20 protein-coding genes and 1 pseudogene are annotated in these 26,661 nt (G+C 49.6%); all 21 read left to right on the top strand.

Annotated features, from left to right (window positions below; genetic code table 11):
• Positions 1–11 precede the first annotated feature (11 nt).
• Positions 12–2,201 (top strand): annotated as a pseudogene (locus tag DW642_RS04700) (DNA topoisomerase III).
• Between the two features lie 176 nt (positions 2,202–2,377).
• Entirely contained in the window at positions 2,378–4,588 is a 2,211-nt protein-coding gene (bglX, locus tag DW642_RS04695; protein ID WP_117509414.1) for a beta-glucosidase BglX, read from the top strand.
• Positions 4,589–4,614: 26 nt separating this feature from the next.
• A complete protein-coding gene (locus DW642_RS04690; RefSeq protein ID WP_117509413.1) occupies positions 4,615–6,864 on the top strand; it encodes a glycoside hydrolase family 3 protein in 2,250 nt (749 codons plus the stop codon).
• A 94-nt stretch (positions 6,865–6,958) separates the two neighbouring features.
• On the top strand, positions 6,959–10,012 hold the full coding sequence (locus tag DW642_RS04685) for a glycoside hydrolase family 2 TIM barrel-domain containing protein (RefSeq protein WP_117509412.1): 3,054 nt from the start codon (positions 6,959–6,961) through the stop codon (positions 10,010–10,012).
• A 156-nt stretch (positions 10,013–10,168) separates the two neighbouring features.
• On the top strand, positions 10,169–10,777 hold the full coding sequence (locus DW642_RS04680; RefSeq protein WP_117509411.1) for a hydrolase: 609 nt from the start codon (positions 10,169–10,171) through the stop codon (positions 10,775–10,777).
• Between the two features lie 222 nt (positions 10,778–10,999).
• Entirely contained in the window at positions 11,000–11,332 is a 333-nt protein-coding gene (locus DW642_RS04675; protein WP_070103703.1) for a helix-turn-helix domain-containing protein, read from the top strand.
• 141 nt (positions 11,333–11,473) lie between these two features.
• Positions 11,474–11,608: a hypothetical protein gene (locus tag DW642_RS16420; protein WP_256359690.1), complete on the top strand. Its 135-nt coding sequence runs from the start codon at positions 11,474–11,476 to the stop codon at positions 11,606–11,608.
• Positions 11,609–11,683: 75 nt separating this feature from the next.
• Positions 11,684–12,133, top strand: a complete 450-nt coding sequence (locus tag DW642_RS04670; RefSeq protein WP_172680781.1) for a hypothetical protein — start codon at positions 11,684–11,686, stop codon at positions 12,131–12,133.
• Positions 12,134–12,528: 395 nt separating this feature from the next.
• The gene (gene thrS, locus DW642_RS04665; protein ID WP_117509410.1) at positions 12,529–14,466 is read left to right on the top strand and encodes a threonine--tRNA ligase; all 1,938 of its coding nucleotides are present in this window, start codon (positions 12,529–12,531) and stop codon (positions 14,464–14,466) included.
• A gap of 293 nt (positions 14,467–14,759) precedes the next feature.
• Complete coding sequence (locus DW642_RS04660; protein WP_022461744.1) at positions 14,760–15,083, top strand: DUF1540 domain-containing protein; 324 nt, start codon at positions 14,760–14,762, stop codon at positions 15,081–15,083.
• Between the two features lie 308 nt (positions 15,084–15,391).
• Positions 15,392–15,886, top strand: coding sequence for a translation initiation factor IF-3 (gene infC, locus DW642_RS04655; protein WP_022461743.1), 495 nt, complete (start codon positions 15,392–15,394; stop codon positions 15,884–15,886).
• Between the two features lie 35 nt (positions 15,887–15,921).
• Positions 15,922–16,119, top strand: a complete 198-nt coding sequence (rpmI, locus tag DW642_RS04650) for a 50S ribosomal protein L35 (protein WP_022461742.1) — start codon at positions 15,922–15,924, stop codon at positions 16,117–16,119.
• A gap of 49 nt (positions 16,120–16,168) precedes the next feature.
• Positions 16,169–16,525, top strand: coding sequence for a 50S ribosomal protein L20 (gene rplT, locus DW642_RS04645; RefSeq protein ID WP_022461741.1), 357 nt, complete (start codon positions 16,169–16,171; stop codon positions 16,523–16,525).
• Positions 16,526–16,620: 95 nt separating this feature from the next.
• Positions 16,621–17,772, top strand: a complete 1,152-nt coding sequence (locus DW642_RS04640; RefSeq protein ID WP_022461740.1) for a DUF362 domain-containing protein — start codon at positions 16,621–16,623, stop codon at positions 17,770–17,772.
• A gap of 89 nt (positions 17,773–17,861) precedes the next feature.
• On the top strand, positions 17,862–18,299 hold the full coding sequence (locus tag DW642_RS04635; protein WP_022461739.1) for a GatB/YqeY domain-containing protein: 438 nt from the start codon (positions 17,862–17,864) through the stop codon (positions 18,297–18,299).
• Entirely contained in the window at positions 18,296–20,110 is a 1,815-nt protein-coding gene (locus DW642_RS04630) for an ABC-F family ATP-binding cassette domain-containing protein (protein WP_117509409.1), read from the top strand. Before DW642_RS04635 ends, DW642_RS04630 begins: the two co-directional genes overlap by 4 nt.
• Positions 20,111–20,415: 305 nt before the next feature.
• On the top strand, positions 20,416–23,967 hold the full coding sequence (gene nifJ, locus DW642_RS04620; protein ID WP_117509407.1) for a pyruvate:ferredoxin (flavodoxin) oxidoreductase: 3,552 nt from the start codon (positions 20,416–20,418) through the stop codon (positions 23,965–23,967).
• A gap of 238 nt (positions 23,968–24,205) precedes the next feature.
• Positions 24,206–24,646: a DUF4869 domain-containing protein gene (locus tag DW642_RS04615; protein ID WP_055227895.1), complete on the top strand. Its 441-nt coding sequence runs from the start codon at positions 24,206–24,208 to the stop codon at positions 24,644–24,646.
• An 8-nt stretch (positions 24,647–24,654) separates the two neighbouring features.
• Positions 24,655–24,972, top strand: a complete 318-nt coding sequence (locus tag DW642_RS16510) for a hypothetical protein (protein ID WP_330410103.1) — start codon at positions 24,655–24,657, stop codon at positions 24,970–24,972.
• Positions 24,953–25,279 (top strand): hypothetical protein, encoded by a 327-nt coding sequence (locus tag DW642_RS16505; RefSeq protein ID WP_330410102.1) that lies wholly within the window; start codon positions 24,953–24,955, stop codon positions 25,277–25,279. Before DW642_RS16510 ends, DW642_RS16505 begins: the two co-directional genes overlap by 20 nt.
• 30 nt (positions 25,280–25,309) lie before the next feature.
• Positions 25,310–26,617: a putative ABC transporter permease gene (locus DW642_RS04605; protein WP_117509406.1), complete on the top strand. Its 1,308-nt coding sequence runs from the start codon at positions 25,310–25,312 to the stop codon at positions 26,615–26,617.
• The last annotated feature ends 44 nt before the right edge of the window (positions 26,618–26,661 follow it).

Genomic DNA, 26,661 nt, shown 5'->3' with positions numbered 1-26,661 from the left:
GCAGACATTTTATGAAAACTCTGGTAATTGCAGAAAAACCATCCGTGGCACGCGACATTGCGCGCGTACTGGGGTGCAGCAAAAAAGAAAACGGAGCGCTGGCGGGAAACAAGTATATCGTTACCTGGGCGCTCGGCCATCTGGTGACGTTAAAAGATCCGGAAGACTATGACAAAAAGTATAAGGAATGGAATATGGCAGTTCTGCCGATGATGCCGGAAAAACTGCAGATCAAGGTCATTCCGCAGACGGGAAAACAGTACCATGCGGTGGCGACACAGCTTGCGCGGAAGGACGTGAATGAGATTGTCATTGCAACCGATGCCGGACGCGAGGGTGAGCTGGTGGCGCGGTGGATTCTCGACAAGGCACATAACCAGAAGCCGTGTAAGCGTCTCTGGATTTCCTCTGTGACGGACAAGGCGATCCGTGAGGGTTTTGCCAATCTGAAGGATGCGAAAGAGTACGACAATCTCTACCGCGCTGCCGTTTCCCGTGCCGAGGCGGACTGGCTCGTCGGCATCAATGCGACGCGGGCGCTGACCTGTAAATACAATGCACAGCTTTCCTGCGGCCGTGTGCAGACGCCGACACTTGCCATGATCGCACAGCGCGAGCAGGAAATCCGTGAATTTGTCCCGAAACCGTATTACACGGTGACGGCCGCGGCGGGCGGTGTGGTCTACACCTGGAAAGATGAAAAATCGGGCGGTACAAGAATCTCTGATCCGGAAAAGGCAAAGCAGATCGCAGAGAAGGCAAAACGGTATCCGCTTGTCTTACAGAACGTAGAAAAGAAGAAAAAGCAGAAAGAAGCGCCATTGCTCTACGATCTGACGGAGCTGCAGCGCGATGCGAGCGCACGGTTCGGCTATTCGGCAAAACAGACGCTGAATCTGATGCAGAGCCTCTATGAGACCCATAAAGTCCTTACGTATCCGCGGACAGATTCACGGTATCTGACGAAAGATATCGTGCCGACGTTAAAAGAGCGGCTGGATGCGGTCAGCATCGGCCCGTACAAAGCACTGGCCCAGCAGGCGAAGCGCAGTCCGCTGAACGGAAAGCTCTCCTTTGTCAATGATGCGAAGGTTTCCGATCACCATGCCATTATCCCGACGGAGCAGTACGTGCAGTTATCCGCACTCTCGAACGAGGAGCGCCGCATTTATGATCTTGTTGTGCGCCGTTTTCTTGCGGTACTGCTGCCGCCGTGTGTATATGAAGAGACGGTGATCCAGGCTTCCATCGAAAAGGAATGCTTTACTGCGCGCGGAAAGCGCATGGTCGAGAAAGGCTGGCAGGAGGCGTACGAGGATAACCGGTACGACGAAGAGGATGAGGCGAAAGAAGAGGTGCGGGAGCAGAATCTGCCGCTTCTGGAGGCAGGCATGAAGATCGGGCAGCCGAAGATCAGTCTCCGCGAAGGAAAGACAAAACCTCCGGCACGCTTCACGGAAGGCACGCTGCTCTCCGCGATGGAAAATCCGGTCCGCTACATGGAAAACCGCGACAGCAGCCTGGTAAAAACGATCGGTGAGGCGGGCGGCCTTGGAACGGTTGCGACCCGTGCGGATATCATCGAGAAGCTGTTCCGCAGCTTTCTGCTGGAGAAAAAAGGCAATGAGATCTATCTGACCTCGAAAGCACGCCAGCTTCTGAAGCTGGTTCCGGCGGATTTGAAAAAGCCGGAGCTGACGGCAAGCTGGGAGATGCAGTTAAACGACATTGCAAAGGGAAAGAAGCGGCGCGATGTGTTTATGAAGGAGATCCGTAGCTACACGGTGGAACTGATCGATGAGATCAAGACGGAAGAGGGAACGTTCCGCCACGACAACCTGACGAACAAGAAGTGCCCGAACTGCGGAAAACGGCTGCTTGCGGTGAATGGAAAGAACGCAAAACTGCTCGTCTGCCAGGACAGAGAGTGAGGCTACCGCGAGACGGTTTCCCGCACGACGAATGCGAGATGCCCGGTCTGCCATAAGCGCATGGAGATGATCGGAAAGGGCGAGGATGCGACGTTTGTCTGCGCCTGCGGCCACAAAGAGCGCATGACAAAATTCCAAGAGCGCCGCAAAAAAGAGGGCGGCGGCGTGACGAAGCGCGATGTGGCAGCTTATATGAAGAAACAGAAAAAAGAGGCAGAAGAGCCGGTGAACAATGCGTTTGCCGCGGCATTAAAAGGAATTAAATTATAAAAAAGGGAGCGAGTTCTGCCGAAAATCAAAAAACGGCGGAACCCGCTTTTTTTGTTAAAATCGTTGAGGAAAAGGTCAAAAAAAGTGATTGTTTTATGCAGAGTTATGCCGTAAAATAGAAACAAATGATATAAGAAACAGGAAAATTCTGAAAATAACAACAGGGAGGTTTTTCAATGAAACAGACAGATCTGGAAAAACTGCTGGCGGATATGTCGCTGAAAGAGAAAGTAGATCAGATGCTTCAGTTAAGCGGAGCATTTTACCTCGGGGATGAAAACAGCGTCCTGACCGGCCCGGCAAATGACATGGGAATCGGAAAAGAGGACCTGGAGATGGCCGGTTCCATTCTCGGTGCAGCCGGTGCCGATACGATGAAAAAACTGCAGGATGACTACATGGCAAAACAGCCGCATCACATCCCGATGCTGTTCATGATGGATGTCATTCACGGCATGAAGACCATTTTCCCGGCGCCGCTGGCGCAGGGAGCCACTTTTGATCCGGAGCTCTCCGGCGAGTGCGCGTCTGCAGCCGCAAAAGAAGCATCCGCGGCCGGACTTCACGTTACCTTTTCTCCGATGGTTGACCTTGTGCGCGATGCGAGATGGGGCCGCGTTGTGGAATCCACAGGCGAAGATCCGTACCTGAACAGCCGCTTTTCCGAGGCGATCGTAAAAGGCTTCCAGGGCGATGATTTAAAAACACCGGGAAAAGTTGCCTCCTGCATCAAACACTTTGCAGGCTACGGCGGAGCAGTCGCAGGAAGAGATTACAACACCGTAGAGCTCTCAGAGCATACCTTCCGTGAATTCTATCTTCCGGCATACAAAGCAGGCATTGATGCGGGCGCAGCGATGGTGATGACATCATTTAACACGATCAACGGCGTTCCGGCGAGCACCAACAAATGGCTGATGCGCGATATCCTGCGCGGCGAGATGGGATTTGACGGCGTGCTGATTTCTGACTTTGCAGCCATTCTGGAAACCGTTGCCCACAGAAGCTCGAAAGATGCCGCCGATGCAGCGAAAAAAGCGCTGGAGGCAGGCGTGGATATTGATATGATGACATCCGTTTACGCCGCAAACCTCTGCCGTCTCGTAGAAGAAGGTGAAGTGGACGAGCATCTGATTGATGAGTGCTGCCTGCGGATTCTGGAGCTGAAAAACAAACTGGGACTGTTTGAAAATCCATATAAAGATGCGGATGCCGAGAAAGAGAAAGCATACAACCTCTGCCCGGAGCATCGTGCACTGGCGAAAAAAGCAGCGGAGGAATCCTTCGTCCTGCTGAAAAACGACGGTGTACTGCCGCTCGACACTGCGAAAAAGATCGCATTTATCGGCCCGTATACCAACAATCATGAAATCAAGAGCAGCTGGTCCTTCACCGGCGACAGCAAGGACTGCGTGACGATTCAGGAAGCAGCCGAGAAAGTATTCGACGCATCACGCACCACGTATGCAGAAGGATGCCCGGTTATCGGAAACGATGTGGAGCTGATCGGATTTACCGAGACGACACCGAAAAAATACAGCGGGGAGGAGCTTGCTGTCATGGAGCAGAGCGCACTTAAGGCTGCAAAAGAGGCAGATCTCGTGGTCATGCCGCTTGGCGAGCATTATCTGCAGAGCGGTGAAGCGACAAGCCGTGCCATGATCGATGTGCCGGAGATCCAGATGGAGCTGTTCCGAAAAGTGCTGGCCGTTAACCCGAATGTTGTCGTTGTTCTGTTCAATGGCCGTCCGCTCGATCTGCGTGAGATCAGTGCAAAAGCAAAAGCCATTCTCGAGGTATGGTTCCCGGGAACCGAGGGCGGAAGCGCTGTTGTGGATGTCCTGACCGGAAAGAAAAATCCATCCGGCCATCTGCCGATGAGCTTCCCGTACTGCGTGGGCCAGGCGCCGGTCAGCTACAACGAGTATTCCACCGGACGACCGAATCTGCCGGGCATGAAAGAGCGGTTCCGCTCCAAATATCTCGATATTCCGAACGCACCGCTGTATCCGTTTGGTTACGGACTTTCCTATACCACGTTTGATATTTCCGCGGTAACACTGGATCAGAACGAGATGGATAAAAACGGCAGAATTGCAGCGCATGTGACCGTGAAAAATACAGGTGATACGGCTGGCTGTGATGTTGTACAGCTGTACATCCGTGATGATTATTCCGATGTGGTTCGTCCGGTGCGAGAGCTGAAAGGCTTCCGAAGAGTAGAGCTTGCTCCGGGCAAAGAGCAGGAAGTGACCTTCTATATTACCGAAGAAGATCTGCGCTGCTACCGTCTCGACGGAACCTTTGGAAGCGAGCCTGGAACGTTTACCGTATTTGTCGGTGACAGCAGCACGACGGAAAACAGTGCGGTATTTACACTGAAATAAATGCAGCAGGAAAAAGGAGAAAACTTATGGAGAAAACAACGAAAAACGGAATCCACCGCATCACACAGGCAGGCGGAAAAACGATTGCCTGGGCGGAGGAGTCCGGTGTAAAGGTATTGGAAAAAGATGGATATTACTTTAAAGATCTTGCAAAAACCGGCGAACTGCTGCCGTACGAGGACTGGCGTCTTTCCGATGAGGAGAGAGCGGCAGACCTTGCGGGTCGTCTTTCGATTGAAGAGATTGCAGGCCTTATGCTGTACTCGCCGCACCAGGCGGTACCGCCGATGCCGGGCGGACCATTCCAGGGAACGTTTGACGGAAAAACGTATCTCGAATCCGGCAAAGAACCGTATGCGATTTCCGATCAGCAGAAAGAATTTCTGGAGGACGAGCACATCCGCCATATCCTGCTGACGAACGTGGAAAGCCCGGAGATTTCCGCAAAATGGAGCAATGAGCTGCAGAAACGGGCAGAGACATTGCCGTATGGTATTCCGATCAACCTCTCCTCTGATCCGCGGAACGGAGCAAAGGATTCCGGCGCAGAGTTCAAGAGCGGCGGAAGCGAGATCAGCAAATGGCCGGAGGGTGTCGGCTTTGCAGCATGCTTTGACCCGGAAGTAGCCGGACAGTTTGCAAAGGATGCCTCCCGTGAATACCGGGCACTCGGCATCACAACGGCACTCGGACCGCAGATCGACCTCTGCACCGAGCCGAGATGGATGCGCTTTGTCGATACGTTAGGCGAAGAAGTGGAGATGTCCAAAAAGCTTACCAAAGCGTACTGTGACGGTATGCAGACAACGGAAGGGGAAGCAGACGGCTGGGGAAAAGACAGCGTCAACACGATGGTCAAACACTGGCCGGGCGGCGGCACCGGAGAGGCCGGACGCGATGCACACTATGCATTCGGACAGTTTGCCGTTTATCCGACCGGAAATTTTGAGGAGCATTTAAAACCGTTTACCGAGGCAGCCTTCCACCTGGACGGACCGACCGACTGCGCATCCGCGGTTATGCCGTACTACACCGTATCCTACGGCGTGGACAAGAAAAACGGCAAGAACGTCGGAAACTCCTACAGCGAGTACCTGATCAAGGATCTGCTGCGCGGAAAATATGAATTTAAAGGCATTGTCTGCACCGACTGGGGCATCACCCAGGATCCGGAGAAGACGATTGAGGGATTTGGAAGCCGCTGCTACGGCGTGCAGGATATGACCGAGGCAGAACGGTGTCTGCTGGCGATCACAAACGGCGTTGACCAGTTCGGCGGAAACAGCGAGTCCGGTCCGATTGTCGAGGCATATAAGATCGGCTGTGAGAAATACGGCGAGAAAGCGATGCGTGAGCGCATGGAGCTGTCCGCCAAACGTCTTCTGATCAACATTTTCCACTGCGGCTTGTTTGAGGACCCGTATCTTGATCCGGAAGAATCCGCAAAGATTGTAGGATGCGAAGAGTTCTGCCGCCATGGCTATGAGGCACAGCAGAAATCCATCGTCCTGCTGAAAAACAGTGCGAAACGTGCACCGGAAGGACAGAAGGGTGTGCTGCCGCTGAAGAAAGGTTTGAAGGTTTATATTCCGGAGAGAAAGATCGGACCGTCCAAAGCGTTCTTCCGCATCGATCTGCCGGCAAAAACCGAAGATCCGCTGCCGGATGGACTGCCGTCCAAGTACGGTACACGCGTGGCATCACCGGAGGAGGCCGATGTGGCGCTGGTATTTATCGAAAGCCCGGCATGCAACCCGTATTCCACCGAAGATCTTGCGAACGGCGGCAACGGATATCTGCCGATTACACTGCAGTACCGCCCGTATACGGCGAAAAAAGCGCGTGAGGTGAGCATTGCCGGCGGTGATTTCCGCGAGAATTTCACGAACCGCAGCTATCTTGGAAAGACAAACACTGCCTACAACGAGGCTGATCTCGACAATATTCTCGAATGCCGCCGCGCGATGGGTGACAAGCCGGTGATCGTCTGCGCAACCGTCAACAACCCGATGGTGATGCATGAATTTGAAGCCGAAGCCGATGCGATCGTCGCAGAGTTCGGTGTTTCGAGAGCCGCTGTGCTCGACGTTGTCTTCGGCGGTTACAACCCGACCGGCCGTCTGCCGATCCAGATGCCGAAGGATATGGATGCGGTTGAGGAGCAGAGTGAGGACCGTGCGTTGGATATGGAAACCTATATTGACAGCGAAGGACATAACTATGACTACGGTTATGGCATGAATTACGAAGGCGTTCTTCCTGCATGGAAAAAGTAAAAGAATAACAGAAAACCTGATCGGCACCGGGACCGCGTGTGTTTCGGTGCCGATATTGGAAACAAAAGACAGAATAAGGAGGACTTAAAAAGAGATGATTGTTCCAAAATATTTCGAAGATTTCGATCACCTGCATGTGAATACCATGCCGAACCGTGCCTACTACATTCCGGCATCCCGCCGCATGGAGGATCTGGTGGAGAACCGGGAGGCGTCGGACCGCTTTTTCCTGCTTTCCGGCGACTGGAAATTCCGCTATTTTACCAGTGTTTACGATGTAAAAGAGGAGTTTTTCGCAGAAGGATACGACACTTCTGCATTCGAGACGATTCCGGTGCCGTCCGTCTGGCAGAATTATGGCCATGACCACCATCAGTATACGAATGTCCGCTACCCGTTCCCGGTGGATCCGCCGTATGTGCCGTATGAGAACCCGTGCGGTGCGTACGTGAGAACGTTCGAGTGGAAAAAACAGGAGGAAGCACCGAGGGAATTCCTGAATTTTGAGGGCGTGGATTCCTGTTTCTACGTGTGGATGAACGGCAGCTTCGTCGGCTACAGCCAGGTGTCTCATTCTACGAGTGAATTTGATGTAACAGACTTCTTAAAAGATGGCACCAACATCATCGCCGTACTGGTGCTGAAATGGTGCGATGGAAGCTATCTCGAGGATCAGGACAAATTCCGCATGAGCGGCATTTTCCGCGATGTTTATCTGCTTGCAAGACCAGAAAAAGGCATCCGCGATTACTTTGTAAAGGCAGCGCCGGACGCATCGTACCAGAATGGAGAAGTTTCGATTGCGATTACCTGGAATGACGGGGAACCGCAGGAAGGAACGGCAAAGCTGTTTGATGCAGAAAATCATCTTGTGGCAGAGGCAGCGTTTGGCGGCGATACGGTTCAGATGCATGTAAAAGATGCACATCTGTGGAATGCCGAGGAGCCGTATCTGTATACGCTGGTGCTGGAGACGGCGGGTGAGGTGATCACTGATCATGTCGGCATCCGTGAGATCCACGCGAAGGACGGTGTGCTGTACCTGAACGGCGTGAAGATCAAATTCCACGGAACAAACCGCCACGACAGCGATCCGGTGACGGGATTTGCAATCAGCCTTGCACAGATCAAAAAAGATCTGAAGGTAATGAAAGAGCACAACATCAATGCGATCCGGACCAGCCATTACCCGAATGCGCCGTACTGTTATCAGCTTTATGACCGTCTCGGTTTTTATGTCATCGATGAGGCGGACAATGAGAGCCACGGCACAGAGGCAATTTATGCGGATTACACGAGCTGGGAAGAGTATGCGAAGAACTGGAATAAACTAATTGCGAACAATCCGGTATTTACCGAGGCAACCGTAGACCGCACACAGCGTTGCGTGGAGCGCGATAAAAACCGCCCGAGCGTTGTCATCTGGTCGATGGGAAATGAGTGCGCATACGGCTGTACCTTCGAGGCGGCCTTAAAGTGGACGAAGGAATTTGATCCGACGCGTCTGACGCACTATGAGTCGGCACGGTATGTGGATGATCCGAAGAAATACGATTACAGCAACCTCGACCTCTACAGCCGCATGTATCCATCACTCGAGGAGATCAAAAAAGAGCTGGTGGAGTACGGGGATAAGCCGTATATCATGTGCGAATACTGCCATGCGATGGGCAACGGCCCGGGAGATCTTGAAGACTACTTTGAACTGATCCACAGCGAGGAGAAGATGTGCGGCGGCTTTATCTGGGAGTGGTGCGACCACGCGATTGATATGGGAAAAACGATCGAGGGAAAGAAGATGTACGCGTACGGCGGCGACCACAACGAGTATCCGCACGACGGCAACTTCTGCATGGACGGACTTGTTTATCCGGACCGCACACCGCATACGGGACTGATGGAATTTAAAAACGTGTATCGTCCGGTGCGCGTGACGGGATATGATGCCGAAAAGGGTACACTGACCATCAAAAACTATATGAATTTTGTGAATCTGAAAGATTACGCTGTGCTCGGCTATGAGGTGCTTGTGGACGGCGAAGTGACGGAGAGCGGCAAGATTACAGATGAAGCACTGCTGGAGCTTGCGGCAGGCTGTGAGAAGACGATTCCGCTTGCCATTTCCGTGCCGGAGCAGGGAAAATGTGCGCTGAAGGTTACCTGGTATCAGAAACAGGCCACTGAGGTGCTGCCGGAGCAGTTCGAACTGGGATTTGAAGAAGTTCCGGTGAAAACGAAAGACAATCAGAACCAGAAGGCAAAAGAGATGATGAAGCGCCCGGAGGGAACGGCTTCGTTTGGATGGAAAGAGGACGATCATTATCTGACGGTATCGACGGAACAGTTCAGCTATACCTATAATAAATTCACCGGCCTGTTCGAGGAAATGTGCTATGCCAACCAGAATCTGCTCGACCGCCCGATGGAGCTGAACATCTGGCGTGCGCCGACAGACAATGACCGCAATATCAAGAATACCTGGATGCGTGCTCAGTATGACCGCACCGTGACGCGGGCGTATGAGACAACGGCAAAAGAAGAAAACGGCTGCGTGGAGATCGAGACAAGCTATTCGATTTCGTCTCCGGCTCTGCAGCGGATCCTTGCAGGTGTGATCAAATGGACAATTTACAGCGACGGAACGACCGATGTCCATGTAGAAGCAAAGAAAGACCCGGTATTCCCGGTTCTGCCGCGTTTTGGCCTGCGCCTGTTCCTGCCGGAATCGTTTGCAAAACTGACCTACTGCGGCCTCGGCCCGGTGGAGAGCTACGTGGATAAGCACCAGGCAAGCTATCACGGCGTTTTCCACTGCACACCGGCAGAACAGCAGGAGGATTATATCCGCCCGCAGGAGAACGGCAGCCACTACGACTGCGATTATGCAAGTCTTGCCAGTGATCGTGCGGTATTGACGGCAGTGGGCGAGAAAACCTTCTCATTCCAGGCATCTATTTACACGCAGGAGGAGCTGACCGCGAAAGCCCACAACTATGAGCTTCGGCCGTGCGGAAGCACTGTTTTCTGCATCGACTACCGCCAGGCCGGGATCGGATCGGCAAGCTGCGGACCGATGCTGCTGGAAAAATATCAGCTGAAAGAAACCGAAATCAGCTTCGATGTGCGGCTGAAACCGGAACTTCTGTAAAGTGTAGAATTTGAAAAATAAGAAAAGCGCTGTGCCCTCTCTCTGAAAGGTGAGGGAACGGCGCCTTTTTAAATACAGGATTATAATGGACGAAATTATAATTCAAATCCAATCCAGGTGATTCTGGAAAGAGAAAAGGGAAGGAGAAAATTAAGCATGAGTGAAATTACAAGAGATGAGGCATTTACTTTATTAAAAAAATACAACAAAGATCCCTTCCATATTCAGCATGCGCTTACCGTAGAGGCCGTGATGAAATGGTATGCAAGAGAGCTTGGATATGGGGCAGAAGAGGAGCACTGGGGTATTGTCGGACTGCTGCATGACATTGATTTTGAGCTGTATCCGGCAGAGCACTGCCTGAAAGCACCGGAGCTTCTGCGGGAAGGCGGCGTGTCGGAAGATATCATTCATGGTGTCGTTTCCCATGGCTGCGGCATTACCATTGAGTGCGGCGTCACACTGGATGTGGAGCCGGTGCATGAGATGGAAAAAGTTCTGTTTGCAGCAGATGAGCTGACGGGACTGATCTGGGCAGCTGCGCTGATGCGGCCTTCGAAGAGCACAAAAGACATGGAACTGAAATCCTTAAAGAAGAAATATAAGAGCAAAGGCTTTGCAGCAGGATGTTCGAGAGAGGTCATTGAGAGGGGTGCCGATCAGCTTGGCTGGCCGCTGGAAAAATTACTGACTATGACCCTGCAGGCAATGGCCGACAGCGAGGATGAGATCAACCGGGAAGTGGAAGCGGAACAGAACGCATAAAAACAGTCTGAGTTTCGGTGTAAAAACGGGAACTCAGGCTGTTTTTTTGCATGGCGCATCTTTTCCCAGGCATTACCATTTCTTTTTTTGTTAGATCGCAAGAAGAAAATACGGAATCCGCACAGGGCAGGAAGAGGCGTTTTTTCAGCATTGGAGGAAGTGACGGACAGGGAATTTTGTGATATAGTAAAACAAAATCTGAGTGAAAAGGTGAAATACAAAATGATCAGTGAAAAAATTTTTGAATTAATTCTTCGAAACGGGGTGACCCAGAAAGAATTCTCTGAAGAAACCGGAATTTCACAGAGCACCATCAGCGACTGGAAAAGAAAGGGGACGAATCCGTCGGCGGATAAGATACTGAAAATCTGCGAAGTGCTGAAGGTTACGCCGTATGAGCTTTTAGGAGAAAATGAGATCGAACGGAAAGCAGTGGATCTCGAAATGTGCGCGGCAAACACAGAGGAGAAAATGATTCTGGAAGGCTTTCGTAATTTGCCCGACAGAAAAAAGGAACGAATTCTGGGATATCTGGCGGCATTGCAGGAGGAATAAAAGGATGCAGAAACCATCTGTGCATATCCTGGCCTCTCAGATGAGGAAAATATTTCAAAAATCTGAGATTTTCTATCGCGAATCTCTCTTAGGAGTGATAAAATAAACCATAATACGTTCGGCAGAAAGAGGGAATCGAGTATGAAATATGCCTACAAAAACGGAAAAATTTTAAACGGAACGAAAGAGATGCAGGTCCAGACCGGTCTTACGATCCTGACGGAGGGAGAAAACATCACGGCGATTGTCCCGGAAGAATCGACCATCCGCAGGTAAAACGTAATCCGGTCGTGACGGCGGAGCTGGATAAATTTCTGGTGGATTAAAAACAGGATGGAGAAGACAAACAAGATGGAAGAAACGAAAGAAACACAGGAAAGCTTACAGCGAAAAAGAGAACAGGCCCTGCAGCGGCTCCGCAAGGAGCGGACAGAAGAAGCCCTGTGGGACTGTGTTACTGCGTATCAGGATTTTGAGTTCCATACGTATTCCGGTCTGCCGTATTCCTACCATATGAAATACGGCAGAAGCGGCACCTATACAAAAGAGCTCTGGATCAACCGCAGAGAAAAAAGCAAAAGTCTTGTCTGGAGCTCCGTCCGGAGTGCATATCAGAAAGTGCTGGAATTACAGCAGGAGAGCGAAAGACCGGTTGTCGAGCGCCCGAAAGCGCTGGGCGATATCCGTGGAATCACGTATATTTACGGCATCTTTTACGAGTTTGCCCTGCTGGAAATGCCGGAAAAAGCAAAAGAAAAAATTGCTCTGCAGACAGCAGGACAAAAATCGCCGGAAAAATAAATTTTCTGCCCATGCAGGTCTTGACAACCACGCATTGGGTGATATAATCTAAAACTATCGGGAGCCAAAAAGCACCGAACACAAAAAACAAAGCGTAGAAGAGACGAGTAAATCACAGCGAATGTGACAGAGAGAAACCCCGTTTTGTGGTGCAAGGGTTTTAACAGGAACGTGATCGAAGACCAGCTCTGAGCGGCCCCAATCCGGCCCGGTGATTCCGTTATCGTCAAATGAAGTGGTTTGAAAAAACAAAATGGGTGGAACCGCGGTGAATGAAAATACATCGTCCCTTTTGACAGCATAAGCGTGTCAGAAGGGACTTTTTTGTTGCTGTAAAAAGTATAAAAATTCTGAAACACGCTTACGAAAAATATACAAAGAAAGAGGTAAAGCAAATGATCATCACACTGAAAGATGGAAGTACCAAAGAGTACTCCGAACCGAAATCCATCATTGAGATCGCAGCAGACATCAGCGAAGGCCTTGCAAGAATGGCCTGTGCAGGTGAAGTAAACGGAGAAGTAGAAGACCTTCGTACCGTGATCGACAAAGATTGCAATCTTTCCATTCTGACCTTCAACGATGAAGGTGGAAAAGCAGCATTCCGTCACACAACATCCCATATCATGGCACAGGCCATCAAGAGACTGTACCCGGATACCAAACTGGCCATCGGACCGTCCATCGCAGACGGATTCTACTATGATGTAGACAGAGAGACTCCGCTCACCAGCGAAGACCTTGAAAAAATCGAAGCAGAGATGAAGAAAATCGTAAAAGAGGATCTGAAACTGGAGCGCTTCGAACTGCCGAGAGCAGAAGCCATCGCCTTTATGAAAGAAAAAGAAGAGCCATATAAAGTAGAACTGATCGAAGATCTGCCGGAAGACGCAGTCATCAGCTTCTATCGCCAGGGCGAATTCACGGACCTGTGCGCAGGTCCTCATCTGATGAGCACAAAGCCGGTCAAAGCCTTCAAACTGACCAGCCTTGCAGGCGCATACTGGAGAGGCAGCGAGAAAAACAAGATGCTGCAGAGAATCTACGGAACTGCATTCACAAAGAAAGCAGAGCTTGAAGAGTACCTCCACATGATCGAGGAAGCAAAGAAGCGTGACCACAGAAAACTCGGAAAAGAGCTCGGCCTGTTTATGATGAGTGAGGACGGCCCGGGATTCCCGTTCTTCCTTCCAAAAGGAATGGATCTGAAAAATGCGCTGATGGATTACTGGCGTGAAATCCACAGAAAAGCAGGATACGTAGAAATCTCCACTCCGATCATCCTGAACCGTCGCCTGTGGGAGACCTCCGGTCATTGGGATCACTACAAAGAAAACATGTATACCACTGTCATCGACGAGGAAGATTATGCAATCAAACCTATGAACTGCCCAGGCGGCGTTCTCGTTTACAAGTCCGAACCTCGTTCCTACCGCGATCTGCCGTTGCGTCTGGCAGAGGTTGGTCTGGTACATCGTCATGAGAAATCCGGCCAGCTGCACGGCCTGATGCGTGTACGCTGCTTCAACCAGGACGATGCCCATATCTTCATGACACCGGAGCAGATCAAAGATGAAATCAAAGGCGTTGCAAACCTGATTGACCAGGTTTACAAACTGTTCGGATTCAAATATCACGTAGAGCTGTCCACCCGTCCGGAAAACAGCATGGGAAGCGATGAGGACTGGGAGGTAGCAACCGAAGGTCTCCGTGGCGCACTCGATGATCTTGGCCTTGACTATGTAGTCAACGAAGGCGACGGCGCATTCTATGGCCCGAAGATCGACTTCCATCTGGAAGACTCCATCGGAAGAACGTGGCAGTGCGGTACCATCCAGCTTGACTTCCAGCTGCCGCAGAGATTCGAACTGGAATACACAGGAGCAGACGGCGAGAAACATCGTCCGATTATGATCCACCGTGTTGTTTACGGTTCTGTTGAGCGTTTCATCGGTATCCTGATCGAGCACTTTGCAGGTGCATTCCCAACCTGGCTTGCACCGGTACAGGTAAAGGTTCTGCCAATCTCCGACAAATACGCAGATTACGGCAAGAAGGTTCTGGACGCCCTTCACGAGGCAGGCATCCGCGCAGAGATGGATACCCGTTCCGAAAAGATTGGATATAAGATCCGTGAGGCACAGGGACAGAAGATTCCATACATGCTGATCGCCGGAGCAAAAGAGGAAGAGGCAGGTCTTGTATCTGTCAGAAGCCGTTTTGCAGGTGATGAAGGCCAGAGAAGCCTGGAGCAGTTTATCGCAGATATCAAAGAAGAAATCGCAGGCCGCGTTAACCGCCCGGTTACTGTTGAAACAAAAGAAAATAAATAAGGTAGGTGTCAAAAAAATTGACACCTATGATACCAGATTGCTCCGTACTTCGTACTCCCGCAATCTTCAAAACATTCGTACTCCGCTCATTTTTCTTCGAAAAATGGCTACTTACTCATGTTTTGGCGTGTCCAAAATTTAAAAATCCTCGTGCAAGCTTTGCTTGCGTCGGATTTCCAAACTTTGGACACTGGTATTATCAAATAAATAAAGCATAAAAAATTACCTCCTGGAAATAATGGTTTCTATGCGGGCGAAACCGCAGAAAACTAAATTTCAGGAGGTAATTTATTATGCCAGCATTAAGTTGTTCCGCTATGACCTGTGTTTACAACCAGAACGAGCTCTGTTCCAAAGGAGATATCCGCGTAGGCGGAAGCGAAGCCAAAAGCTCCATGGAAACGTGCTGCGAGAGCTTCAAGGAGCGCGGTGAGGGCACGATGTTCAACTCTACCGGCTGCGGCTGTACGAAAATCGGTGTCGACTGCAAGGCGCAGAACTGTACCTTTAACGACAACTGTAAATGCGAAGCCGGAGACATCCATATCGCCGGAGACAGCGCATGCAGCTGCCAGGAAACCGAGTGCAGCTCCTTCCGCTGTGGCTGCGGGAGATAAATACGAAAAAATGCGAAAATCAGTATTGACAACAGGATGGGAGAGTGCTATACTGCAATAGTCTGAGAAAAAGAAAGTAGAGTATCCACTCTCACCCTAGCGCAAACACGCGACTACGGTCCAATATTGATCTTAAGTTCTCTTTGTGTAGAGATTTATGTACAATGTTAAGTGGATAGTCTGTCTATCCACTTTTCTTGCGTTATCAGTCAAATCCGGTCCGGTGAGCCGAGTTTGATTTCGTTACACCGCAAAAGCGGGAACACAGTCTTTTATAATGATGGAGGTGCACTACAATTAGCGAATTAATGATTAATGAGCAGATCAGAGACAGAGAAATTCGTCTGATCGGTCAGAACGGAGAACAGCTTGGAATTATGTCTGCCAGAGATGCGTACCTGAAAGCACAGGAAGCAGGTCTGGATCTTGTGAAAATTGCTCCGACAGCGAAACCGCCGGTTTGCAAAATTATCGACTACGGAAAGTACAGATATGAACTGGCCCGCAAGGAAAAAGAAGCAAAGAAAAAACAGAAAACAATTGAAATCAAGGAAGTTCGCCTTTCTCCAAACATTGACACCAATGATCTTAATACCAAAGTAGGTGCAGCCCGCAAGTTCATTACAAAGGGAGACAAAGTAAAAGTAACACTTCGTTTCCGCGGCCGTGAGATGGCACATATGAACAGTAGCAAATACATCCTCGATGAATTTGCAGAGAGTCTGTCCGATATTGCAACGGTTGACAAAGCGCCGAAGGTGGAAGGCAGAAGCATGACCATGTTTTTGACGGCTAAACGTTAAAATACATTTGAATCAATATCAAGGAGGAAATTAAAATGCCAAAGGTAAAAACAAGCAGAGCAGCTGCAAAGCGTTTTAAAACAACAGGAACAGGAAAATTAGTAAGAAATAAAGCTTACAAGAGCCATATCTTAACCAAGAAATCTCAGAAGAGAAAAAGAAACCTGAGAAAACAGACTACTGTTGATGCAACAAACGTAAAGAACATGAAGAAAATCTTACCTTACATGTAATTTTTGCAAGGTAGAGTTACGCCCAACAGATCAAGGAGGAAAATAAGAAATGGCAAGAATTAAAGGCGGCATGAACGCTAAGAAAAAACATAACAGAGTATTAAAACTGGCTAAAGGTTACAGAGGAGCCAGAAGCAAACAGTATAGAGTAGCAAAACAGTCCGTAATGCGCGCACTGACCAGCTCCTACGCAGGAAGAAAACAGAAAAAACGTCAGTTCCGTCAGCTGTGGATCGCTCGTATCAACGCAGCAGCAAGAATGAACGGTCTGTCCTACAGCAAATTTATGTATGGTCTGAAACTGGCAGGCGTTGAGCTGAACCGTAAAGTTCTGGCTGACATGGCAGTTAACGATGCAGAAGGATTTGCAACACTGGCTGAGCTTGCAAAAAGCAAAGTAGCATAAGTAAAAACATATTCTGTGTGAATATACGAAGAAGCTGTGAGAACCGGTAAGGGGATCGCAGCTTCTTTTGAAATATAGAAAAACATGAGGTGAATATGAAAAAAAGCAAAGTGGCAGTGGTTGCCTGTCCCGACTATGAGCCGGCGCACGTAAAGGAAAGCCTGCAAAAGGGATTGGAAGCAATTGGCGGCCTGGAATCTCTGATCGGAAAAGAAGAGAATATCTTATTAAAACCAAACCTCGTCCGCTCCGCAAAACGAGAACGCGCCGTCGTGACCGACCCGGAAGTTATGGATGCCCTGATCACGATTTTGCAGGAAAATGGCTATGAGAATATTTCCTGCGGCGATTCCTGCGGCCTTGGCACCCCGGAGGGCATTGCAAAGGAAGCCGGGCTGAAAGAGGTGCTGGAAAAACACAACGTTCCGCTGAAAGATTTCCTTACGAGCGAGCGCGTAGAAACCGCCGATGGTAAATTTCTGATGATTGCGAAAGATGCACTCGACTGCGACGCCCTCATCAGTGTCAGCAAAATGAAAACCCACGCGCTGGAACGCATCACCGGAGCTGTCAAGAACCAGTACGGCTGCATCAGCGGCGTCTACAAAAAACTCGGCCACACGCAGTATCCGAACGCTGAGAGCTTCGCGCACATGCTGATCGAGCTGAACCAGAAAGTCGCCCCGCGCCTCTATATCTGCGACGGCATCGTAGCAATGGAAGGCAATGGTCCGACTTCCGGCGACCCGGTTTCGATGGGAGTTCTTCTTATGTCCACCGATCCGATTGCACTGGATACCGTGTTCTGCCATCTGGTGAACCTCGATCCGTCGTATGTGCCGACAAATCTCTACGGGGAAACGCTCGGCCTTGGAACGTGGCACGACGACCGCATCGAAATCGTGACAGCGGATGGCACCATATCCGAGAAAGAACTGAAAAGAAAGTACGGAAATCCAAACTTCAACGTCGACCGCCGCAAAGCCCGCAAAAAAGGAGCCCTCGACCTGCTCGAGATCCTCGGGGTCTTCCAGAGCCGCCCCTATATCATAGAAGAAAAATGTAAAAAATGCGGCGTCTGCGTCGAGAGCTGCCCGGTGGAAGGGAAAGCCGTCCGCTTTGATAACGGCCGCAGAAATCCGCCGGTCTACGATTATAAAAAGTGCATCCGCTGTTTCTGCTGTCAGGAAATGTGCCCGCATCAGGCAATCCAGGTAAAGAAACACCGTCTGCCGTGGGAAAAATAAGGGAGCTATCCTACAAAGTGACTGGAAAAGCAAAAAGAGAAGTGTTATACTTGAAACCGGACAAAATTTAGTACAGGAGGAACAACACCATGGAATTAGAAACTTTAAGAAGTGATATGATAGCAGCAATGAAAGCCAAAGACAAAGCGAGAAAAGAGGCCATCTCTTCCCTGATCTCCGCAGCAAAGAAAGTAGCCATCGACGAGGGCTGCCGCGATGACATCAAACCGGAGCTGGTAGACCGCGTCATCTTAAAAGAGCTGAAGACCGTAAAAGAGCAGATCGATACCTGCCCGGCATCCCGTGAGGACTTAAAAGCAGAGTATCAGTTCCGCTATGACGTCATCAGCGAGTATGCACCGAAACAGATGAGTGCAGACGAAGTCAAAGCCTACATCAAGGAGAAATTCGCAGACGTTCTGGCAACCAAGAGCAAAGGTGCCATCATGAAGGCCGTTATGGCAGATATGAAAGGTAAAGCAGACGGAAAAGTCATCAACCAGACCGTTGCAGAACTGTGCAAATGAATATCATCAACATCGAACACATCAGCAAACTGTTCGGCGATAAACTGATTTTTGACGATGCTTCCTTCGGCCTGCAGGAGGGCGACAAGGTCGGCATCGTCGGAATCAACGGAACCGGAAAATCCACGCTGCTGCGCATAGTAGCAGGAGATGAGACCCCGGATTCCGGCCAGATTATCCGCCAGAACAACCTCAAAATGGCCTATCTTCCGCAGACACCGGAATTTCCAAAGGATGCCACCGTGCTGTCCTACGCCCTTTCCGGCGATGAGGAGGACTGGCAGGTGCAGAGCAACCTTGTACAGCTCGGTATCACCGAATACGACGCAAAAATCGACACCCTCTCGGGCGGCCAGCGCCGCAAGGTTGCCCTGGCAAAAGTGCTTGCGTCCGATTTTGACGTCCTGATCCTCGACGAGCCGACAAACCATCTCGACAATGCGATGCTCTCCTGGCTCGAGGATTACCTGAAAAATTACCGCGGAACCGTCTTTATGGTCACCCATGACCGTTATTTCCTGGATAAAGTGTCGAACCGCATCCTCGAAATCAGCCACGGAAAAATGTACAGCTACGATTCCAACTATTCCCGTTTTCTGGAACTGAAAGCTGAGCGCGAGGAGATGGAACTCGCCTCTGAACGGAAACGCCAGAGCATCCTGCGCATGGAACTCGAATGGGCGAAACGCGGCTGCCGCGCAAGAAGCACAAAACAGCGCGCAAGACTCGAACGTCTCGAAGTACTCAAAAATGGCACGGCACCGACCGCAGACGCTGTCGTGGAGATGGATGCTGTCGAGACCCGCATGGGAAAGAAAACGATTGAATTCCATAACGTCAGCAAAGCCTTCGGCGATAAAACGCTGATGAAAGATTTCGAATACATCTTCCTGCGGAACCAGAGTGTCGGCATCATTGGCCCGAACGGCTGCGGAAAATCCACAATGCTGCGGATGATCACCGGAGAAGTCCTGCCGGATGCGGGAACCATCGAAATCGGCGACACGATCCGCATCGGCTATCTGGCACAGGAAGAGCCGGACATGGATACGAATCAGCGCGTGATCGACTACGTGAAAGATATCGCTGAGTATGTCCAGACTCGTGACGGCCGCATCAGCGCATCGCAGATGCTCGAACGCTTCCTGTTCACACCGGATATGCAGTACACCCCGATTTCCAAACTCTCCGGAGGCGAAAAACGGAGACTGTATCTCTTATCTGTTCTGGTGAGCGGCGCCAATGTTCTGATCCTCGACGAGCCGTCCAACAACGTTGATATCCCGACCCTGACTGTGCTTGAGGATTTCCTGAACACGTTCGTCGGCATCGTCATCACCGTTTCCCACGACCGCTATTTCTTGGATAACGTCGTGGACCGCATCTTCGAATTTGACGGAAACGGAAATCTTCTGCAGTACGAGGGCGGCTACACCGATTACCTCGAAGCAAAAGAACGCCGTTTTGGCGGAAGTGCGGAAGAAACGGCAAAAGCAGCGCCGTCCAAAACGTCCGCGGACGAACCTGCAAAGCCAAAGAACAATGACTGGAAGCAGAACCGTCCGACCCGCCTGAAATTTACGTTCAAAGAACAGCGCGAGTACGAGACCATCGATGACGATATCGCCGCACTCGAGGAAAAGATTGCATCGCTTGACGATCAGATGCTCAAAAACGCCACCAACTCTGCAAAGCTCGCCGAACTGATGGCGGAAAAAGAGAAGACCGAAGCTGCTCTGGAAGAAAAAACCGAGAGATGGGTTTATCTCACCGACCTCGCAGAACAGATTGAGGCGCAGAATCAGAAATAAAAGAAGTAAAGGAACTGTCCGCAGAAGAGAAAAAATATGCGGGCCGTTCCTTCTTTTTTTTATCGAGAAATTCGACGCGGAATTACCAGAAGTTGTAAAAAACTTGTATTTTTCCCTGAACACCCACAGAAAATCTGGACAGAATGCCCAATCGGTGTTATAATTCAAATACTGGACATAGTGGCATTGCCATGCCCTTATCCGGGTTTTTCGAAGCGCGGAGGCAACCGAAACCCGGCAGAACACCAACCTGAGAAAAGCCAAAGTAATTTTTGGTCATCATTTTTTAAGGAGGATAAAATCAAATGGCTAGAAAGATGAAAACCATGGATGGTAACCAGGCTGCAGCACATGCGTCTTATGCGTATACCGACGTAGCAGCTATTTACCCAATTACCCCTTCATCCGTTATGGCGGAGCATACCGATGAGTGGGCAACCCAGGGAAGAAAGAACATTTTCGGACAGGAAGTTCAGGTAACTGAGATGCAGTCTGAGGCAGGAGCAGCAGGTGCAGTACACGGATCACTGGCAGCCGGAGCTCTTACCACAACCTACACCGCATCCCAGGGACTTCTTCTGATGATCCCGAACCTTTATAAAATTGCCGGCGAGCAGCTCCCGGGCGTATTCAACGTATCCGCTCGTGCCCTTGCAAGCCACGCACTTTCCATCTTCGGAGATCATTCAGACGTTTACGCCTGTCGTCAGACCGGAGTCGCAATGCTCTGCGAATCCAGCGTACAGGAGGTTATGGACCTGACACCGGTTGCACACTGTGCAGCACTGAAAGGCAAAGTTCCATTCATCAACTTCTTCGACGGATTCCGTACATCCCACGAGATCCAGAAAATCGAAACATGGGATTACGAAGATCTGAAAGATATGGTAGATATGGACGCTGTTGACGAATTCCGTAAACATGCCCTGAACCCGAACCATCCGTGCCAGAGAGGATCCGCACAGAACCCGGATATCTTCTTCCAGGCAAGAGAAGCATGTAACCCGTACTACGATGCTCTTCCGGCAATCGTACAGGAGTACATGGACAAAGTAAACGAGAAAATCGGAACCGATTACAAATTGTTCAACTACTATGGAGCAGCAGACGCTGAGCACGTAATCATCGCTATGGGTTCTGTCTGCGATACCATCGAGGAAACCATCGATTACCTCGTAGCAGCAGGCAAGAAAGTCGGCGTTGTAAAGGTACGTCTGTACCGTCCGTTCTCCGCAGAAGCACTCATCAATGCAATTCCGGAGACTGTAAAACAGATTTCCGTTCTGGACAGAACAAAAGAGCCGGGATCTCTTGGCGAGCCTCTGTACCTGGACGTAGTAGCAGCATTAAAAGGCAGCAGATTCGAGAGCACACCGGTATTCACAGGCCGTTACGGACTTGGTTCCAAGGACACCACACCGGCTCAGATCGTTGCTGTATATGAAAATACAGAGAAACAGAGATTTACCATTGGTATCGTAGACGATGTTACCAATCTGTCTCTGCCGGTTGGCGCTCCTCTGGTAACAACTCCGGAAGGAACCATCAACTGCAAATTCTGGGGACTTGGCGCAGACGGTACCGTAGGTGCAAACAAGAACTCCATCAAGATCATCGGTGACAACACAGACATGTACGCTCAGGCTTACTTCGATTATGACTCCAAGAAGTCCGGCGGTGTAACGATGTCTCACCTGCGTTTCGGAAAGAAACCGATCAAATCCACCTACCTGATCCACAAAGCAAACTTTGTTGCATGTCATAATCCTTCCTATGTGAACAAATATCACATGGTAGAGGAGCTGGTAGACGGAGGAACCTTCCTTCTGAACTGTCCATGGGATGAAGCAGGACTGGAAGAGCATCTGCCAGGTCAGGTAAAAGCATTCATCGCAAACCATAACATCAAATTCTATGTGATCGACGGCGTTAAGATCGGTATCGAGACCGGCATGGGACCGACCCGTATCAACACCATTCTTCAGTCTGCATTCTTCAAGCTTGCGAAGATCATTCCGGAAGAAAAAGCCATCGAACTCATGAAAGCAGCAGCAAAAGCTACCTATGGCCGTAAAGGTGATGATGTCGTAGCAAAGAACTGGGCAGCAATCGATGAGGGTGCAAAACAGATCAAAGAAGTTGCAGTTCCGGAAAGCTGGAAAAATGCAGCAGACGAAGGTCTGACCACAACTCATGCAGAGAGCGGCCGCGCTGACGCTGTTAAATTCGTAAATACCATCCAGGCAAAAGTAACTTCCCAGGAAGGAAACAACCTGCCTGTATCCGCATTTGCAGACTACGTAGACGGAACAACTCCGTCCGGCACATCCGCATACGAGAAACGTGGTATCGCCGTAAACGTACCTGTATGGAATCCGGAAAACTGTATCCAGTGTAACAGATGTTCCTTCGTCTGCCCGCACGCTGTTATCCGTCCGGTTGCCATGACCGCAGAAGAAGCAGCAGCAGCTCCGGAAGGCATCCAGACCATGCCGATGACCGGTATGCCGGACTACACCTTCACAATGGCTATTTCCCAGCTTGACTGTACCGGATGTGGTTCCTGTGCAAACGTATGCCCGGGCAAGAAGGGTGTGAAAGCACTGGCTATGGAAAGCCTTGCAGCACACGAAGCAGAGCAGAAATACTTCGATTATGCAGCAGCTCTTCCAGAGAAGACAGACGTTGTAGCAAAATTCAAAGAGAATACCGTAAAGGGCAGCCAGTTCAAGAAACCGCTGCTTGAGTTCTCCGGCGCATGCGCAGGCTGCGGCGAGACTCCTTACGCAAAACTGATCACCCAGCTGTTCGGTGACAGAATGTACATCGCAAACGCAACAGGATGCTCCTCTATCTGGGGTAACTCCTCACCGTCCACTCCTTACACTGTAAACGAGAAAGGACAGGGCCCGGCATGGTCCAACTCCCTGTTCGAGGACAACGCAGAGTTCGGTTATGGTATGCTTCTCGCTCAGAAAGCAATCCGCGGCGGCCTGAAAGCCAAAGTTGAGGATGTTATGAACTCCGAGAAAGCTCCGGAAGAAGTAAAAGCAGCATGCAAAGAGTATCTGGATACCTTTGACTGCGGCGCTACCAACGGAACTGCAACCGAGAAACTTGTAGAAGCAATCAAAGACGCTGACTGCGACGTTTGCAGAGACATCGTTAAGAACAAAGACTTCCTCGCTAAGAAATCCCAGTGGATCTTCGGTGGTGACGGATGGGCTTACGATATCGGATTCGGCGGCGTAGACCACGTACTTGCCAGCGGAAAAGATATCAACGTAATGGTATTCGATACCGAGGTTTACTCCAACACAGGCGGACAGTCCTCCAAAGCTACTCCGACCGGTGCAGTTGCACAGTTCGCAGCAGGCGGTAAAGAAACCAAGAAGAAAGATATGGCAAGCATCGCAATGAGCTATGGCTATGTATACGTAGCACAGATCGCTATGGGCGCTGATTACAATCAGGCAGTCAAAGCAATCGCAGAGGCAGAGGCATATCCGGGACCGTCCCTCATTATCGCTTACGCTCCATGTATCAACCATGGTATCAAGAAAGGTATGAGCAAAGCACAGACCGAGGAGCAGCTCGCTGTTCAGACCGGATACTGGCATTGCTTCCGCTTCAACCCGGCACTCGCTGCAGAAGGCAAGAGCGCATTCACACTGGATTCCAAGGCTCCGTCAGGAGATTATCAGGAATTCCTGAACGGCGAGGTACGTTACAACTCTCTGAAACGTGCAAACCCGGCGAAAGCAGAAAGACTGTTCGGCAAGAACGAGCAGGAAGCAAAAGACCGTTACACTTACCTGAACAAACTCGTAAAACTGTACGGCGCAGAAGAAGAGTAATTCTTTTTCCTTAAAAAGAATTTGAAAAAGGAGAGAAGTCATACTTGAGAGAGTATGGCTTCTTTCTTTTTGGGAGAAAAAATGAATTAGCGACATTTGGCAATAGTTTTGTATCGTTTGTCAACATTTTTATCCCGGAAAATGTTGACAAACGATACATTTTTGCGCAAGAAGGCTTTGAGATATGGTATAATGTGCGTATCACGATATAATGAGCGTTAGCGAGAGGAATTTTATTATGTTGAAAATATATCTTGGAGAAATGAAAGGTGCAATCTATCATCCGCCAACCTATTTTGATAATTGTTATGAAGATGAATGGCTGACCACGCCACTGGCAAAAGAAATGATCCGCGATGTGGATCGCTCGGAGGTAATCAGTGCGCATCTGATTGACAGCCCGGTGCTTGGTCCGATTCCACCGAAAGATTTATCCGGAGGAATCAAAACGTTGCTGCTGATGGCATACGATACAGACGGAAAGATCTTTAATGCCTCCGTATGTGGAGATAATTGTGCAAAATGGATTTTAAAATTAGGAGAGCAAAAGGATCTGACGATTAATCTGCGTCATGTGATGCGGTTTGGCAAAGATCCTTTTGAAATCCTGATTTTAAATACAGGGACTATTGTGCGGAATATGTCCGAATTTGTAGATGTTGCCGAGGCTTATGTATAGGTGGATGTATGAAGGGAAAGAAAAGAGTTATTATTCAAAATAACAGAGTTCATTATGAATTTGTGATAAAGCGTAATATTACAATCATCCAGGGGGATAGTGCATCAGGAAAAACAACACTGGTAAATATGATCCGGCAGGCAGAAAATTTAGGGGAGTCCAGCGGAATCAACGTTTCCTGTGAAGTACCGTGCAGAGTGCTGGAAGGTGTTAATTGGAAAATTATTTTGGAAAACAGCCGGGAAAGCATCTTTTTCATAGACGAGGAGAATTATTATTGCGGACGGTGCTGCAATTGGAGCAGAAATGAATCTTCTCAGCAATAAAATAGAGGAAAAACAGAACGTACATTTATATTTACCGGAGTCTTTTGAATGGCTGATTTTAAATTCAGATCTTTTACAGGACAAAGAGGTTCGTAAAATTCTGGAAAATCCAGAAGATTATATCGACAGCACAGAGTTTTTTAGCTGGGAACAATATTTTACAAAATTGCTGATTCAGAAAACAGAAGGAACATATTTGCAGTATAAAAAAGCAAAATTAAATCCATCTTATTTGCAGGATAAAAATAAAAACAAAATACTGGAGAGTATACAAGGGATTCAGTGGAAAATAAAATCCTTAAAATAGCAAAAATAATGAAAGAATAGAGAGAAGAACATGAACTATACAATTTATGACTATCTCGGCCTGTTTTTCTTTTACGCCTTCCTTGGATGGCTTCTGGAAACTTCTGTGGCCGCGATCCGGAAAAAACATATGGTAAACAGAGGATTCTTAAATGGTCCGCTCTGCGCCATCTATGGAATCACAGCTGTCTTTATGACACGTTATCTGTATGAACTGCAGTCAAGCCCCGTCTTTTTGTTCCTTGGCTGTATGATTATCGCTACCGCAGTCGAGTGGCTGGCCGGTCACGCACTGGAACGCATTGGCCATGGCAAATGGTGGGACTATTCCAATAAAAAATGGAACATGGACGGCTATATCTGCCTTCAGTATTCTGTACTATGGGGAATTTTAGGACTGCTTGCCATGAAAATCGGCAATCGCCTCTGCTTTACAGTTCTTCATTCAATTCCGGCCGGTTTCCTGCATATCACATCCTGGATTCTCTTTGGTATATTGATCGTAGATGCCGTCGGTTCCTATGCTGTTCTGCACCACATCACGAAAAAAATGCCGCGGATCAGCGCTATGAACGATCAGATCGACGCCTTCACCAGACGCCTTTCTGTCCGTGTTTACCGCTATCTGGAGCGTCGTGTGGAACGTGCCTATCCGGCCGTACAGCCAGTTCCGGAGAAAAAAGAGAAAACAGAAACCGGCGTATTTGCCGAAGGATGCAGCTTTTACAAAATCGTTCTTCTCTTCATCATCGGCGCATTTTTGGGCGATATTACAGAAACCATATTCTGCCGCATCACCGCCGGTGTCTGGATGAGCCGCAGCAGCCTTGTCTGGGGCCCGTTCAGCATCGTCTGGGGCCTGGCCATCGCCCTCGCTACCTGGTTCCTCTACAACTACCGCGACCGCTCCGATGGATTCCTGTTTGCCTTTGGTACCTTCCTCGGCGGAGCCTACGAATACATCTGCAGTGTGTTCACCGAAATCGTATTCGGAAAAGTCTTCTGGGACTACAGCGACATTCCCTTCAACCTCGGAGGCCGTATCAACCTCCTGTACTGTTTCTTCTGGGGAATAGCCGCCGTCGTCTGGCTCAAAAAATTCTATCCTGTCATTTCGCGCTGGATTGAAAAAATCCCGATGAAATTCGGAGAAATCATCACTTGGATCCTGATCGTGTTCATGGTGGCCAACATGCTCGTATCTACCCTTGCTCTCGCCCGATACGACGAACGCGCCCACCAAAAGCCCGCAGCTAATGCCATCGAGCAGACCATAGATGCCCATTTCCCGGACGCCCGAATGGAAAAAATCTACCCCAATGCCAAAGCGATTAACTAGAATGTGTTAAAAAACATTTCCGTAGTCTGCACGCCCCAATTACA

It is taken from the genome of Blautia sp. AM23-13AC (genome assembly GCF_003435675.1).
GTDB lineage: Bacteria > Bacillota > Clostridia > Lachnospirales > Lachnospiraceae > Fusicatenibacter > Fusicatenibacter saccharivorans.
The sequence above is the reverse complement of the archived record's forward strand: the minus strand, read 5'-3'. Positions and strand labels throughout refer to the sequence as shown.